Source organism: Ruegeria sp. C2 (genome assembly GCF_056537765.1).
Map to the genome: position 1 here is coordinate 1371885 of NZ_JBQFRZ010000001.1, position 13809 is coordinate 1385693.

The following is a 13809-nucleotide window of genomic DNA, read 5'->3' on the forward strand; positions in this document are numbered from 1 at the left end:
CCGCAAACCGGCCAAAAGCAAGCCCTTTTCGCCCAATTCCCGCCACGTTTGAACACTAAAGTTGTACAGTAATTTTTTCCTTGGGGGCTTTATCGGCCTGCTCAGCGGAGTCACCAATATGAAGAAGAATCTAACTAGTTTTGGCTCTGCCAAGCCAAAGAACAAATTTACGACCCTCCGGCAATTCGCCAAAAATGAGGAGGGCGCGTTTACCCTTTTTGTAGTGTTTGTTTTCCTCGCGATGCTCGCTGCTACAGGTATTGGCGTGGACATGATGAACTATGAGCGAGACCGCGCAACGCTGCAATCGACGCTTGACCGCGCTGTTCTCGCGGCCGCGGACCTCGACCAAACCGCAGCACCGCGAGATGTGGTAGAAGCCTATCTCGACAAGGCAGGTCTTGGCGACAGGCTCAAATCTATCGATGTTACAGAGAGCTTTGGCTCGCGCACGGTGTCGGCGACTGCAGAAACAGTTGTGCGGACAAACTTCATGCGCCTTTCTGGCATTGAATCCATGATTGCGCCGGCTGCAAGCACCGCGGAAGAATCTATCGGCGCAGTCGAGATTTCCCTTATCTTGGATATTTCCGGATCGATGAGCGAACGGTCTGCTGACCCCAGTTTTTCGAAAATGGCGGTCCTAAGAGACGCTGCGTCTGACTTTGTGAACTTAATGCTGGATAAGCCTGGGCAGAACGAAATTTCGATTTCAATCATCCCCTACGCAACCCAGGTGAATGCTGGCGAAGAGCTGTTGAACAAGTTCACGAACGTCACCAATGAGCATAACTACTCCCATTGCGTGAACTTCATTCCTGAACAGTACAGCGATGCAGATTTACACCGTGGTGACACGCTCGAACGTACAGCACATTTCGATCCGTTCACTTATTCCGAGAACGGGATCAGTATACCGGTCTGTCCGGTTCGCGCGGGTAGTGCCATTACTCCCGTCACCAATAATCGGGCTAAATTGTTGAAGCATATCAGCCAATTGAGCCCGAACGGAAATACATCTATCGATATCGGCATGAAATGGGGTGTCGCCTTACTGGATCCCAGCATGCGCGACATTGTAGGAATACTGGCGACACAAACCGATCCAGATCCTCAATTTGCGCCCTTAAATATTGTTCCGACGAACTTCCGCGAACGCCCGACAAACTATAACTCGGATGTGTTGAAAATCGCTATTGTCATGACTGATGGCAAGAACACCGATCAATACATGTTGAACCCCTCGCTTCGCCAAGGATATTCGGATGTCTGGTACAATCCGGATTCTGGGAACCTTACCAACTGGGGCCGGAGTAACACCGTCGAAGGCGACTACACCATCTATCATTCTCAGGGTAAACCAAACTTCTTTTGGCCTCAGCGCAACGAATGGGCGGATCACCCCTATGGCACACCCGACCCTGAGACCGCGGCCAATGAAGAGCCCGGCGAGGCAGTGCGTCTAACCTACCCAGAACTCTTCAATCGCGTTTCGCTGGCTTGGAACGCCCGGTATAACTACTACTGGCAATCCAGCGCGTGGGCCGAGTGGTACAGCAAGGCTTTCTCGAAGGTGGAAACCTCTGCAAAAAACCAGCGCACAAAACACATCTGTAACTCTGCCAAGGACCAAGGAATCGTCGTTTATGGCATCGCATTCGAAGCTCCGCGCAGTGGTTACAAATTGCTGCAGGATTGCGCGAGCTCGGATAGCCACGTGTACAATGTAAAAGGGTTGGACCTCGAAGACGCGTTCGCATCGATCGCCTCGTCAATCCGCAAACTGAGACTGACACAATGATGGGTAAATTGGCTTCTCTTGCACGGCGCTTTCGCCGTTCGGAAAATGGTACGGCGACGATCGAGTTCGTATTGATATTTCCCGCTTTCATGTTCTTCATCTTGTCGGCTGTGGAACTGGCACTTGTCACGATGCATCAATCTATGCTTGAAAGAGCGGTCGACTTGACCGTTCGTGACATTCGACTGGGAACGGGAACCATAAGAGAGCATGATGACATCAAGGATGTTATCTGTGATCGCGCCCATTTCATCAAAAACTGCTCGGTGAATCTGCGCCTTGAGATGATCCAGCAAAGCGCATTTGAGGGCATCGTCCTCGACGCGCAACCGGATTGCACGGACAATTCCGAAGAGATCAGGCCAGTAAGAAACTTCGTCAATGGCCAATCGAACGAGTTGATGATCTTACGAGCCTGTGCGCGGATTGATCCGGTTTTTCCAACCTCTGCGATTGGCAAAAAGATACCGGATGGGACGGGGCAATACTCTCTGACGGCCACCACCGCATTTGTTCAGGAGCCGATCTAAGTCATGAAACAGATAAAGAAACTCCTAAAGAGCTTTAGGCTTTTCAAGCGGAATGAAGTGGGGACAATGACAGTTGATGCTGTCCTGATTTTCCCAATGCTGCTCTGGACTGCCACGGCCACTTACACTTGGTTTGAGGGATTTCGCCAAAGCGCATCCAACTTGAAGGCCGCCTACACGATCGGCGACCTCATCTCGCGCGAAACCGAGACCATCAACGATACTTATATTAACTCGCTTTACGAATTGATGATACGCATGGTGAACAATGGATCACCAATGTCTATGCGTGTTTCCCTGCTGGTCTTTGATGAGGACGATGATCGCCACTACGTACAGTGGTCGACTGCGCGCGGTTACAGTTGGATATGGACGGACGACAATGTCGAAGACATACGCGCAGCGCTACCTCCGATGCCAAATCGAGACACTTTGATCCTGGTCGAGACCTCGAATGAATATGTGCCAATCTTTAACGAAATCCTGGTGAAAGATATTTCTTTCGATAATTTCATATTCACTCGTCCGCGTTTCACAAATGAAATCTCGGCCGACTTCAGAACCCTGATTATTGACCTTGAAGATGTCGGTAACGACATTGATGACGCGCAAGAGGGTAGCGGAGCATGAGCAGAGCGGGTTAACCCTGCTCTACCAGCATCGCTGTCAGCATCTCTGACATGAACTTGGTTTCGGCGGCGGCTGTCATGCCGCCGATGCCAACGCGGCGACCCAGGCGCCACCAGAGACCGGGGGCCCAGGCGTTCGCCCCCGAGTTGCGGGTTTTGATCAGAAAACCGTTCGATGGTTTGAAGGCAAAGACGCCGCGGTCGACCGCTTCGATCTCATCCAAGCTGCATATCACCTGCCCTGATCCCGTCCGTAGCGATGATCGGGTCAGTTCAATTGTATCTGCGGTTGCAACCCACATGCAGCGAGACAGCCAGAATGAAGCTGCTCCGACCAAAAGCAGGAACACTTGCCAGCCCAGTTGAGGCGGCGTGGCCAGTGCGACATAGATCACCAGCGCTCCGACCGTGGTCAGCATCCCTACCCCCATCCAGCGGCGCGGGGCCGAGGCCGCGACCGTGGCCAGCACGTCTTCTTGCATGTGTCTCTCCTGCGTTCTTGCCTGCTTTAGCTGCTTTGACAAGCAAAGGACAGTGCCCGTCATGGGTCTGAGCACCCCTGCACAGAACGCGTGTATCTGCGCGAATTGATTGCACAGGCCCCCGGCTTAGATTGCGTCCAGTTATGATGGAGGCTTCGATGTCACTCAGACCTACTGTGGAAACCCGCAAGGCCGTGCCGACGATGGAAGGCGCAGGCGTTAAACTGCACCGGGCGTTTGGATTTCAGGATCCGTCGGAGCTGGATCCGTTTCTGCTGTTTGACGATTTCCGGAACGAACACCCTCGGGACTACATGGCCGGTTTCCCGTGGCATCCACACCGCGGGATCGAGACGATCACCTATGTTTTGTCAGGAACCGTCGATCACAGTGACTCGCTGGGCAACAGCGGAACGCTGGGGGCGGGTGACGTGCAATGGATGACCGCCGGATCGGGCATTCTGCATCAGGAGATGCCGAAAGGCGCGGCCAGCGGTCAGATGCACGGGTTCCAGTTGTGGGGCAATCTGCCATCGGATCAGAAGATGACCGCGCCGCGCTATCAGGATGTTCAAAGCCGCGATATTCCCGAAATCACTGACGATGATGGCACCATTGTGCGCGTGATCGTGGGCGAGTTCTGGGGGCGCACCGGCCCGGTCGACGGGATCGCAGCCGATCCGCAATATCTGGACGTCAGCATACCGGCAGGTGTGAGGAAGACCTTTCGCATCGACACGTATCGCCGTGCCTTCGCCTATGTGTTCGAAGGTGAGGCCGCTTTTGCCGATGCGTCGCAACCGACTGGTATATTGCTGGAAAAGGAGATCGCGGGGCAAGAGGTCAATATCCGCGATATGTCCGGGGACAGAACACTCATCCGCTTTGGCTCAGGCGATGAGGTGACAGTTCAGGCCGGTCCCAATGGCGTGCGGTTTCTGCTGATCTCGGGGGCTCCGATCAACGAACCCGTGGCGTGGCATGGTCCGATTGTCATGAACACTCAGGCTGAGTTGCAGCAGGCGTTTCGAGAGCTGCGCAACGGCACCTTCATCCGCCCGGCCCACTAGGGTCAGGCGGACACGGCCTTGCGCACCATGTCCCAATAGACCTGTTCGACCTCATCCAGAGACAACCGCCCGCCGCTGCGATACCAGGTGATCACACCGTTCAACATGGCAATGACCGCCAAGGTGGCGATCTTGGTATCGCTGACGGCAAACTGCCCGGTCTGATGTCCACGCTGCAAGATGCTCTCGAGTGAATCCTCGTACTGGCGACGCAAAGATTCGATCTCGGAGAAGTTATCAGGCGTCAGGTTGCGAAGTTCCATATAGGCGATGAAAACCTCATCCGGGCGCTCCAGATGGAAACGGATGTGGAAGCCTACGAACTGGCGCAGCGCATCCTGTGGATCATCAAATCGGGTGAGATCGTCATAGGCAGACAACAGGTCCTGCATATGCTCTCGCATCAAACGATAAAGCAAACTTTGCTTGTCGGGCGTATAGTTGTAGAGCGCGCCGGCCTGTACGCCGACCTCACCCGCGATCTGCCGCATGGACACGGCGGCATAGCCATGACGGGCAAACAGGCCCAACGCAGCCTTGCGAATACGGGGACCGGTGATATCAGAATGTGAACCTTGCGTGCGCGCCATGGCAATACAGTATCTGAACATTTGTTCAGATAGAAGCCCGCTTGAACAGCGCTGACAAAAGGTGCATCACGGGGACTATGCCGCACGTTATGAAGCCTCTACCACTGATATTCCTGCTGCTCACCGCCGCAGGCTGCGCCGATATCCCCGAGTTGGAAGGCAGCGAAACCGAAGCGTTGCGTAGGTCCCCCTACCCCAAGCTGCTTCCTTTGGATGCCACATTGGGCGCGCCCGTTGATCCGGTCAACGAGGCGGCCGAGGTCGAAGAGGACCTGACTGCCCGCAGCGAGGCACTGGCGAAACGGGCCGAGGCCCTTCAAAACGCCCAGATAAACTAGCACGCAAGACGCTCTGACGGATTGCACCCCTGCCCTGAACCCGCTAAGGCAGCGCGCAAAGGATGGCCCGCCAGCGGCGGAATTTCGAGCGAAAGGACCCAAGGGAATGACACAGGCGCTGCGGCTTGGAATTGCGGGTTTGGGAACCGTCGGTGTGGGCGTGGTCAAGATTGTGCGTCGCCATGCGGACCTGCTGCAGGCGCGCACCGGACGTCCCATTGAGATCACCGCCGTGTCGGCCCGTGACGCCAGCAAGGATCGTGGCGTGAACCTGTCGGACTACGCATGGGAGACCGACCCCGTTGCTTTGGCCAAGCGCGACGATATCGATGTGTTTGTGGAACTGATGGGCGGCGAAAACGGCCCGGCCAAGGCCTCGGTCGAGGCTGCGCTGGCCAGCGGCAAGGATGTGGTTACAGCCAACAAGGCGCTGCTGGCGATCCACGGGCAGGAGCTTGCTGAGAAGGCCGAGGCTGCAGGTCGTGTGATCCGGTTTGAAGCCGCAGTGGCAGGTGGCATCCCGGTCATCAAATCTCTGACCGAAGGATTGGCAGGGAACGATATCACGCGCGTCATGGGTGTGATGAACGGCACCTGCAATTACATCCTGACGCGGATGCAGTCGCAGCAACTTGGCTATAACGCGCTGTTCGAGGAATGTGCGCAGCTGGGCTATCTCGAAGCAGATCCAAATCTGGATGTGGGCGGCATCGACGCGGCGCACAAACTGGCGCTGCTGTCATCGATTGCATTCGGCACCAAGCCAAATTTCGACGGAATCGAGATTGAAGGCATACAGCAGATCAGCCTGGATGATATCGATCAGGCTGATGACATGGGCTATCGGATCAAGCTGCTGGGCGTGGCGCAACGCACCGCGCGGGGGCTGGAGCAACGGATGCAGCCCTGTCTGGTTCCCAGTGACTCGCCGCTGGGCCAACTGGAAGGCGGCACCAATATGGTTGTGTTGGATGGTGACGCGGTCGAACAGATCATTCTGCGTGGCCCTGGCGCAGGCGAAGGACCAACGGCCAGCGCCGTGATGGGCGATGTCTGTGATCTGGCGCGCGGGCTGCATATCCCGACATTCGGACGGCCTGCCACGTCGCTGGAAGAGGCAAAGCCTGCCGTCACAGGGCTGCCCGCGCCCTACTATCTGCGGCTGGGCCTGCTGGATAAACCCGGTGCGCTGGCCAAAGTGGCCGCCATTTTGGGGGATGCCGGTGTCTCAATCGACCGGATGCGCCAGTATGGTCATGCCGAAAGCACCGCGCCCGTACTGATCGTCACGCACAAGACCACCCGCACAACACTGGACGTCGCGCTCGAGGGCTTGCGCGATACCGATGTCATCGCGGGCGAGCCTGTTGCGCTGCGGATTGAAGAGGTTTGAGCTTGCGGCCTGCATGAAACGCAAGCTATGCCGGACATTACGGCTTTATTGACCTGAGGATACCAAAATATGAGTGCTGCCAAGATCGATTTTAACGACCGCCTGCTGTCTTTGGGGCTGGCAAGGGTCGCGGAACAGGCCGCGCTGGCCTCGGCCTCGCTGGTTGGACGGGGTGATGAAAAAGCCGCCGATCAGGCTGCGGTGAACGCCATGCGCGAGCAGTTGAACCTGCTGGATATCGCGGGCGTTGTCGTCATCGGCGAAGGTGAACGCGACGAAGCGCCGATGCTCTATATCGGCGAAGAGGTCGGCACGGGCAACGGCCCGGGCGTGGATATCGCGCTGGACCCGCTGGAAGGCACCACCCTGACCGCCAAGGATATGCCCAACGCGCTGACCGTCATCGCCATGGGTCCGCGCGGCTCGATGTTGCACGCACCGGATGTGTATATGGACAAGCTGGCGGTTGGCCCCGGCTATCCTGAGAATGTTGTCAATCTGGACATGACCCCGCGCGAACGGGTCGAAGCGCTTGCCAAGGCCAAAGGCTGTGAGCCTGCCGATATCACCGTTTGCATTCTGGAACGTCCACGCCATGAGGCGATGATCGCCGAAGTGCGCGAGACCGGGGCCTCGATCCGTCTGATCACCGATGGTGATGTGGCTGGTGTCATGCACTGTGCCGAGAGCGAAGCGACCGGCATCGATATGTATATGGGTCAAGGCGGCGCGCCTGAGGGTGTGCTGGCTGCCGCAGCACTGAAATGCATGGGCGGTCAGATCTTTGGCCGCCTGTTGTTCCGCAACGATGACGAGCGTGGCCGCGCCGCCAAGGCAGGCATCACCGATCTGGACCGCGTGTACGCGCGCGACGAGATGGTGACAGCCGATGTGATCTTTGCCGCCACCGGCGTAACCGGCGGCTCGCTGCTGCCGCGCATCAAGCGCGAGCCGGGCTGGGTTGAGACAACAACACTGCTGATGCGGTCCAAGACGGGCTCGGTGCGCCGTATGTCCTACCGCACGCCGATGTGGTCGCATAACGACGCTTAGCGACTTGCGCCGCTGCCTTCGTCGAGCGTATTGGTAAAAAGATTAAAGGCCGGGTCCGATAGGGTCCGGCCTTGGTGCATGAGGTGAGACGTGGCGTTTCTGGGTGTTGAGCAATCGTTGACAGGACGGCGTTGGGTTGGACCGGCGATCGAGGTCGAGCGGTCGGCTGAGATGATGGCGCAACAGACTGATCTGCCGCGTGCCCTGTGTCAGGTTCTGGCCCGCCGCGGAGTGCCGGCCATGGAAGCCTCTGGATTTCTGGAGCCCAAGCTGAAGGAATTGCTGCCTGATCCGCGTTCGATGAAAGACATGGAGCGCGCCGCGACCCGGTTTCTGGAAGCCGTGCGCAAGCGCCAGAAGATCGCGGTCTTCGCAGATTATGATGTGGACGGGGGCAGCTCAGCGGCGCTGTTGCTGGTTTGGTTGCGTCAGATGGGGATTGCTGCAACGCTCTATGTGCCCGACCGGATCGACGAAGGTTATGGCCCAAACGTGCCTGCCATGCAGGAACTAGCGGCCAGCCATGATCTGATCATCTGCGTGGATTGCGGAACGCTTAGCCACGAACCTATCGCGGCAGCGAAGGGCGCGGATGTGATCGTTCTGGACCACCATTTGGGTGGAGAAACACTGCCGGATTGCGTGGCCGTGGTGAACCCGAACCGGCAGGATGAAAGCGGCGATCTGGGGTATTTCTGCGCCGCTGCCGTGGTGTTCCTGATGCTGGTCGAAGCAGGGCGCCAATTGCGCGAGGCAGGGGCTAAAGGGCCGGATCTGATGGCGATGCTGGATCTGGTGGCACTGGCCACGGTAGCGGATGTTGCGCCGCTGATCGAGGCCAACAGGGCGCTGGTCCGGCAAGGGTTGAAAGTTATGGCCCAAAGGCAAAGACCGGGGCTGGTCGCGCTGTCGGACGTGGCGCGCATGGATACCGCGCCCAACAGCTATCACCTGGGGTTTCTGCTGGGGCCGCGTGTGAATGCGGGTGGGCGCATTGGGCAGGCCGATCTGGGCGCACGTTTGCTAAGCACCGACTCGGTTTCCGAGGCCGAAGCCCTGTCCGAGCGGCTGGATGCTCTGAACACCGAACGGCGCGAAATTGAGAACGCGGTGCGCGCGGCAGCCATGACGCAGGCCGAAGAGCGCGGGCTGGATGCGCCGCTGGTTTGGGCTGCGGGCAACGGTTGGCATCCCGGCGTCGTTGGCATCGTCGCATCGCGGTTGAAAGAGACCGCAAACCGACCCGCCATCGTGATCGGGTTTGACGGGGATGAGGGCAAGGGCTCTGGCCGGTCGGTCTCGGGCGTTGACCTAGGCGCGTCAATCCAGCGCCTCACGGCTGAGGGGCTGCTGGTCAAGGGCGGTGGCCACAAGATGGCGGCGGGTCTGACAGTGATGCGCGATCAGCTGGAGCCTGCCATGGAGCGGCTGTCGGAACTTCTCGCCAAACAGGGCGCAGGCCAAGGCGGCCCAGCCGATCTGAAACTGGACGGGGCGCTGATGCCGGGGGCCGCGACGGTCGATCTGATCGAACAGATTGAAAAAGCAGGACCATTCGGGGCTGCGGCCCCTGCCCCTCGATATGCCCTGCCCGACTTGCAAGTGCGCTTTGCCAAGCGCGTAGGTGAGACACATCTGAAACTGTCCCTGTCCGATGGCATGTCCGGTGGACTGGACGCTATCGCCTTTGGCGCATTCGAGGGTCCGTTGGGAGATCGCCTGTCCAATCACGGCGGCGCTCGGTTCCATTTTGCGGGTCGGCTTGAGGTGAATACCTGGGGTGGCCGACAGAGCGTACAGCTGCGGCTGGAAGACGCTGCAGAGGCCGTCTGACACCTGCTTCAACGCACCTCGAAAACGGTCAAAAAAGTTTCGCAGGCTTGCGTTTTTCGTCTTGCGGGGGGGGAAGGTAAACCGTAAAAGGCCCTCCACAAGCCAGCGTGGCCCGTTCGTCTATCGGTTAGGACGCCAGGTTTTCAACCTGGAAAGAGGGGTTCGATTCCCCTACGGGCTGCCACTTTGCTTGTCTGGACCAAGTGGCCCGTTCGTCTATCGGTTAGGACGCCAGGTTTTCAACCTGGAAAGAGGGGTTCGATTCCCCTACGGGCTGCCATTTTTCCAATCCACTCATCGTGATCTCTGATTGAATGATTGTGGCTACGCTTAAGCGCAACGACTAGCCAGCTTGCCGGTGATTGGTTTCTGCAATCTCGATCCGAATACCCCATTGCTTCAATGCCTTGGCAACATCCCCGGTAGGTGCTTGGTCCGTGACCAGTAGATCGATCATACGCGGCTCGGGTCCGACATAAGGCGCGGTTTCACCAAATTTAAAATGCGCCGCAGCCACAAACAGTCGGTCGGTGTTGCTGGCGACAACAGTCGCAAGGTCTGCCTCAACTGAACTGTGGTACAAGAAACCTCGACGTGCCGAAATCGCATCGATGCTGAGCACTGCGATGTCAAACGCATAACGCTGTACCTGCCGATGCGTGACGTGACCGAATGCGCCGCGCTCATCGCTTTGCAGTTCGCCCCCAAGCAAATGCACACGATTGCCATTGGTTCCGGCCAGGGTCTGCCCCACCCCGATCGAGTTGGTCACGACGGTCAGGTTTCCCGACTGCCGCAGCTCTTCGGCCACATAAGCGGTGGTCGAGCCGACATCCAGAAAGACGGTCATCCCGTCCCGTATCAGGCTCGCCACATGCCCCGCGATCAACCGCTTTTCTTCAGAGTGTTGCGCTATACGGCGAAAAAAACTGGGGTCGCCTTGGGTGCCGGCGAGATAAGCGCCGCCATGCACACGTTCGACCGCGCCCGAGGCTGAGAGCGACTTGATCGTGCGCCGCACGGTTTCCTCAGAGACCCCTAGTGTTTTGGCCAGTTCCGAGTTTCGGGCTGTCCCGCCCAGACGACGGAGAACATCCAGAAGTTCAAGCTCACGATGGGTGTGCGGGCTGCGGGTTTTCACTGGACGCTCCGTATTTCCCAAATTTACCCAAACAAAGACACGGAATGCGGTCAGTGATCAACCCGAAACAGGCCGACCGCTGCAAGCGGCCGACTTGGTTTGGCTCAATGACAACAGACAGGCTTACGGCGCAGCGCGGTTTTGCGGAATGACCTCATAGCCGGGCTCTTCGGGTTCATCATCCAGCATTTCGGGTGGAAAGCCCGGTGCTTGAATCTCAAGTCCGGTCGCATCTTCGAGGCGTTTGATGATGTTCGGGGACAACTCGCGCTCGCCGTAGCGTGCGATGCCGTCTTCGAATATCTTGATCATCACCGGATTCACCTCAAGGGGGACACCGGCGCGGTCGGCAACCTCCTGAAACAGGCCGATATCCTTTTTCACCAGGTCCATGGTGAACGAGATATCGCGTGAACCGTTCAAGATGACCTGGCTTTCGGTTTCGTGCACGAACGAGGTGCCCGACGAAATCTTGATCGCCTCATAGGTGGTTCCAAGATCCATTCCAGCTGCTTTGGCGGTCACCAAAGCCTCGGCGCAGGTGATCAGGTTAGCGGTGGCCAGATAGTTGGTCAGCACTTTCAGCACCGAGGCCGACCCCAGTTCACCTGTGTGCAGAATGCGCCGCCCCATGGTCGTCAGGAAGGGCATAATACGCTCGAACGTTTCGCGGTCACAGCCAGCGAAGATCGAGATATTGCCCGTCGCAGCCCGGTGACATCCGCCTGAAACCGGACAATCCACCGCTGCGCCGCCTTGTTCGATGACCATGGCACCAAGGCGTTTGACCTCAGCCTCATCGGTGGTCGACATCTCCATCCAGATTTTGCCGGGGCCGACCTCGGGCAACATCTCTTGCATCACGGCGTCCGAGGCGGCGGGTGAAGGCAAGCAAGTGATCACCGCGTCGCAATCACGCATCAACTGCGCCGGACTTTCAGCGGCTTTGGCACCCTCGGTGACAAATCGGGTCACCTGATCCGGGTTCAGGTCATGAACCGTCAAATCGATTCCGTTACGCAGCAGCGATCCCGAGAGCTTGCCCCCAACATTTCCCAGCCCGATAAACCCTACTTTCATGCGCCGCATCCTCCTGTTCGCGTCTTGTGATCCATGCCAACACGTCACCACAGATGGATCATGCCGCCCAGCGACCTCGACAGGTCGCTTTTTACCTGCTTCCTCGCTGATCATCGCGACTCGCTTGACAAGCAGCCCAAGCGTGCCGCATGTCCCTTTCGTTGGTGTCTGCGTGCGCAGATGAAAAGGGAATGCGTCAGCGGGTTTTCCGTCAAACGCAGCCGCCCCCGCGACCGTGAACGGAGAGGGTGCCCAAGCCACTGGCCGCAAGGCCGGGAAGGCGGGACATCCGACAGAGGCCCGCCTCTGACATCCGCAAGCCGGGAGACCTGCCAACGCCCGAGATTTAAACCGGACGGGGTGTTCCGGTGTCGGGTCAAAAGCGACCCGCATGAAACCCCGTCCCCCACGAAGAGGATTTGGGGGGATGAGAGACATGACCGAGACCGCTCCGGTCGAGCTGCTGGTTTGCACCACCTGCCGTCGCGGGCTGCCTGTCGAAGATGATGCGCAGCGCCCCGGTGCACTTCTGCACAAGGCGCTTGAGCAGGCCGATCTGCCCGAAGGGATCACCTTGAAAGCCGTGGAATGCTTGTCGAACTGCGATGAGGGCTGTTCCATCGTCTTGCGCGGGGGGCCGGATCGCTGGACCTTCGTGTATGAACACCTCAACGAAACCGACCACGTCGACATGATCGTGGAGGGTGCCACCAAATACCTCGCGACCGAGGATGGTCTGGTCAAATGGCGCGAACGCCCCGAACATTTCCGCAAAAACTGTGCGGCCCGTATTCCCCCGATTGGAGCCCTGAAATGAGCAACCTTGAGAAACTTCCCGTCACTGTGATCACCGGCTTTCTGGGCTCGGGCAAGACAACGCTGGTGCGCCACCTGATGCAGAACCCGCAGGGCAAGCGTCTGGCCGTGGTGGTCAACGAATTCGGCGATGTTGGCGTTGATGGCGATATCCTGAAATCCTGCGCGATCCCCGATTGTCCGGCGGAAAACATCATGGAACTGGCCAATGGCTGTATCTGCTGCACCGTGGCGGACGATTTCATCCCGACCATCGAAGCGCTGATGGCGCTGGAGCCGCGCCCTGATCACATCCTGATCGAAACCAGCGGTCTGGCGCTGCCGAAACCGCTGCTAAAGGCCTTCGACTGGCCTGATATCCGTTCGAAAATCACCGTCGATGGCGTCATCGCACTGGCCGATGCCGAGGCGGTCGCTGCCGGTCGCTTTGCCCCGAATGTCGAGGTGGTGGATGCCCAGCGCATGGCCGATGACTCGATTGATCATGAAACGCCGCTGTCCGAGGTGTTCGAAGATCAGATTTCCTGCGCCGATATCATCCTGCTGACCAAGCCCGATCTGGCCGGCCCCGAAGGTGTCGCCAAGGCCAAAGAGGTCATCGCTGCAGAGGCCCCGCGCCCCCTGCCCGTTGTTGAAGTTGCCGAGGGCGTCGTTGACGTCCGTGTCGTGTTGGGTCTGGAAGCCGCCGCCGAGGATGACATGGACGCGCGTCCCAGCCATCACGACGGTCATCACGACCACGAACATGACGATTTCGAAAGCATCATCGTCGAGTTGCCCGAACAGAGCGATCCGCTCGATCTGGTGGCGAAAATCGAACGTCTGGCCAAAGAACTGAACATCCTGCGCGTCAAAGGCTATGCCGCCGTTCAGGGCAAGCCCATGCGCCTGCTGGTTCAGGCCGTCGGTGCGCGCGTGCGCCATCAGTATGACCGCCCTTGGGAACCAGGCGAGGAACGCCGCTCGCGTCTGGTGGTGATCGCCGAGCATGACGATATCAAAGAGACCGAAATCCGCGATATCCTCGTGGGTGTGACCGAGGCTGCCGAGTAA

Annotated in this window: 14 protein-coding genes, 2 tRNA genes and 1 riboswitch; of the genes, 12 read left to right on the forward strand and 4 right to left on the reverse strand. The window is 58.3% G+C overall.

Annotated features, from left to right (window positions below):
• Window positions 1-118 precede the first annotated feature (118 nt).
• From ACR0IV_RS06985 to ACR0IV_RS06995, 3 genes are read left to right on the forward strand one after another with little or no spacing between them, the layout of a single operon-like run.
• On the forward strand, window positions 119-1801 hold the full coding sequence (locus tag ACR0IV_RS06985) for a TadE/TadG family type IV pilus assembly protein (RefSeq protein WP_480561515.1): 1683 nt from the start codon (window positions 119-121) through the stop codon (window positions 1799-1801).
• Window positions 1798-2331 carry a TadE/TadG family type IV pilus assembly protein gene (locus ACR0IV_RS06990; protein ID WP_480733649.1) on the forward strand — a complete coding sequence of 178 codons (534 nt, stop codon included), beginning with the start codon at window positions 1798-1800 and terminating at the stop codon, window positions 2329-2331. Before ACR0IV_RS06985 ends, ACR0IV_RS06990 begins: the two co-directional genes overlap by 4 nt.
• A 3-nt stretch (window positions 2332-2334) precedes the next feature.
• Window positions 2335-2961 carry a TadE/TadG family type IV pilus assembly protein gene (locus tag ACR0IV_RS06995; protein WP_480469353.1) on the forward strand — a complete coding sequence of 209 codons (627 nt, stop codon included), beginning with the start codon at window positions 2335-2337 and terminating at the stop codon, window positions 2959-2961.
• 10 nt (window positions 2962-2971) lie between these two features.
• On the opposite strand, the gene ACR0IV_RS07000 is transcribed toward ACR0IV_RS06995, so the two are convergent.
• Window positions 2972-3442 (reverse strand): hypothetical protein, encoded by a 471-nt coding sequence (locus tag ACR0IV_RS07000; RefSeq protein ID WP_480657252.1) that lies wholly within the window; start codon window positions 3440-3442, stop codon window positions 2972-2974.
• 158 nt (window positions 3443-3600) lie between these two features.
• Here ACR0IV_RS07000 and ACR0IV_RS07005 point away from each other — a divergent pair, with 158 nt between their 5' ends.
• Window positions 3601-4512, forward strand: a complete 912-nt coding sequence (locus ACR0IV_RS07005; protein WP_480657251.1) for a pirin family protein — start codon at window positions 3601-3603, stop codon at window positions 4510-4512.
• 2 nt (window positions 4513-4514) lie between these two features.
• Here ACR0IV_RS07005 and ACR0IV_RS07010 read toward each other — a convergent pair whose 3' ends face one another.
• Window positions 4515-5102: a TetR/AcrR family transcriptional regulator gene (locus tag ACR0IV_RS07010; RefSeq protein WP_480657250.1), complete on the reverse strand. Its 588-nt coding sequence runs from the start codon at window positions 5100-5102 to the stop codon at window positions 4515-4517.
• A gap of 89 nt (window positions 5103-5191) precedes the next feature.
• Here ACR0IV_RS07010 and ACR0IV_RS07015 point away from each other — a divergent pair, with 89 nt between their 5' ends.
• The 6 genes from ACR0IV_RS07015 (at window position 5192) to ACR0IV_RS07040 (ending at window position 9999) form a co-directional block, all read left to right on the forward strand.
• Complete coding sequence (locus ACR0IV_RS07015; protein WP_480469349.1) at window positions 5192-5440, forward strand: hypothetical protein; 249 nt, start codon at window positions 5192-5194, stop codon at window positions 5438-5440.
• A gap of 106 nt (window positions 5441-5546) precedes the next feature.
• Window positions 5547-6833, forward strand: coding sequence for a homoserine dehydrogenase (locus tag ACR0IV_RS07020; RefSeq protein ID WP_480469348.1), 1287 nt, complete (start codon window positions 5547-5549; stop codon window positions 6831-6833).
• A 69-nt stretch (window positions 6834-6902) separates the two neighbouring features.
• Window positions 6903-7886 carry a class II fructose-bisphosphatase gene (gene glpX, locus ACR0IV_RS07025; protein ID WP_480469347.1) on the forward strand — a complete coding sequence of 328 codons (984 nt, stop codon included), beginning with the start codon at window positions 6903-6905 and terminating at the stop codon, window positions 7884-7886.
• A 90-nt stretch (window positions 7887-7976) separates the two neighbouring features.
• Window positions 7977-9719 carry a single-stranded-DNA-specific exonuclease RecJ gene (gene recJ / locus ACR0IV_RS07030; protein ID WP_480657249.1) on the forward strand — a complete coding sequence of 581 codons (1743 nt, stop codon included), beginning with the start codon at window positions 7977-7979 and terminating at the stop codon, window positions 9717-9719.
• A gap of 109 nt (window positions 9720-9828) precedes the next feature.
• A tRNA-Glu gene (locus ACR0IV_RS07035) sits at window positions 9829-9903 on the forward strand.
• 21 nt (window positions 9904-9924) lie between these two features.
• Window positions 9925-9999 (forward strand) — tRNA-Glu (locus tag ACR0IV_RS07040).
• A gap of 63 nt (window positions 10000-10062) precedes the next feature.
• Here ACR0IV_RS07040 and ACR0IV_RS07045 read toward each other — a convergent pair.
• Window positions 10063-10860: a DeoR/GlpR family DNA-binding transcription regulator gene (locus ACR0IV_RS07045; RefSeq protein ID WP_480469345.1), complete on the reverse strand. Its 798-nt coding sequence runs from the start codon at window positions 10858-10860 to the stop codon at window positions 10063-10065.
• A 123-nt stretch (window positions 10861-10983) separates the two neighbouring features.
• Window positions 10984-12054 (reverse strand): NAD(P)-dependent oxidoreductase, encoded by a 1071-nt coding sequence (locus ACR0IV_RS07050; RefSeq protein ID WP_480469344.1) that lies wholly within the window; start codon window positions 12052-12054, stop codon window positions 10984-10986.
• Between the two features lie 31 nt (window positions 12055-12085).
• Window positions 12086-12291: riboswitch (cobalamin riboswitch) on the forward strand.
• An 85-nt stretch (window positions 12292-12376) separates the two neighbouring features.
• Between ACR0IV_RS07050 and ACR0IV_RS07055 the strand changes: the two genes are divergently transcribed.
• Both ACR0IV_RS07055 and cobW read left to right on the forward strand, forming a co-directional pair.
• Window positions 12377-12757, forward strand: a complete 381-nt coding sequence (locus ACR0IV_RS07055) for a DUF1636 family protein (RefSeq protein ID WP_480469343.1) — start codon at window positions 12377-12379, stop codon at window positions 12755-12757.
• Window positions 12754-13809 (forward strand): cobalamin biosynthesis protein CobW, encoded by a 1056-nt coding sequence (gene cobW, locus ACR0IV_RS07060; RefSeq protein ID WP_480657248.1) that lies wholly within the window; start codon window positions 12754-12756, stop codon window positions 13807-13809. Before ACR0IV_RS07055 ends, cobW begins: the two co-directional genes overlap by 4 nt.

Coding starts and splice junctions, on each gene's coding strand:
- ACR0IV_RS06995 (WP_480469353.1), top strand. CDS start 2,335: ATGAAACAGATAAAGAAACTCCTAAAGAGCTTTAGGCTTTTCAAGCGG.
- ACR0IV_RS07055 (WP_480469343.1), top strand. CDS start 12,377: ATGACCGAGACCGCTCCGGTCGAGCTGCTGGTTTGCACCACCTGCCGT.
- ACR0IV_RS07005 (WP_480657251.1), top strand. CDS start 3,601: ATGTCACTCAGACCTACTGTGGAAACCCGCAAGGCCGTGCCGACGATG.
- ACR0IV_RS07015 (WP_480469349.1), top strand. CDS start 5,192: ATGAAGCCTCTACCACTGATATTCCTGCTGCTCACCGCCGCAGGCTGC.
- ACR0IV_RS07050 (WP_480469344.1), bottom strand. CDS start 12,054: ATGATCAGCGAGGAAGCAGGTAAAAAGCGACCTGTCGAGGTCGCTGGG.
- ACR0IV_RS06985 (WP_480561515.1), top strand. CDS start 119: ATGAAGAAGAATCTAACTAGTTTTGGCTCTGCCAAGCCAAAGAACAAA.
- ACR0IV_RS07000 (WP_480657252.1), bottom strand. CDS start 3,442: ATGCAAGAAGACGTGCTGGCCACGGTCGCGGCCTCGGCCCCGCGCCGC.
- ACR0IV_RS06990 (WP_480733649.1), top strand. CDS start 1,798: ATGATGGGTAAATTGGCTTCTCTTGCACGGCGCTTTCGCCGTTCGGAA.
- ACR0IV_RS07010 (WP_480657250.1), bottom strand. CDS start 5,102: ATGGCGCGCACGCAAGGTTCACATTCTGATATCACCGGTCCCCGTATT.
- cobW (WP_480657248.1), top strand. CDS start 12,754: ATGAGCAACCTTGAGAAACTTCCCGTCACTGTGATCACCGGCTTTCTG.
- glpX (WP_480469347.1), top strand. CDS start 6,903: ATGAGTGCTGCCAAGATCGATTTTAACGACCGCCTGCTGTCTTTGGGG.
- ACR0IV_RS07020 (WP_480469348.1), top strand. CDS start 5,547: ATGACACAGGCGCTGCGGCTTGGAATTGCGGGTTTGGGAACCGTCGGT.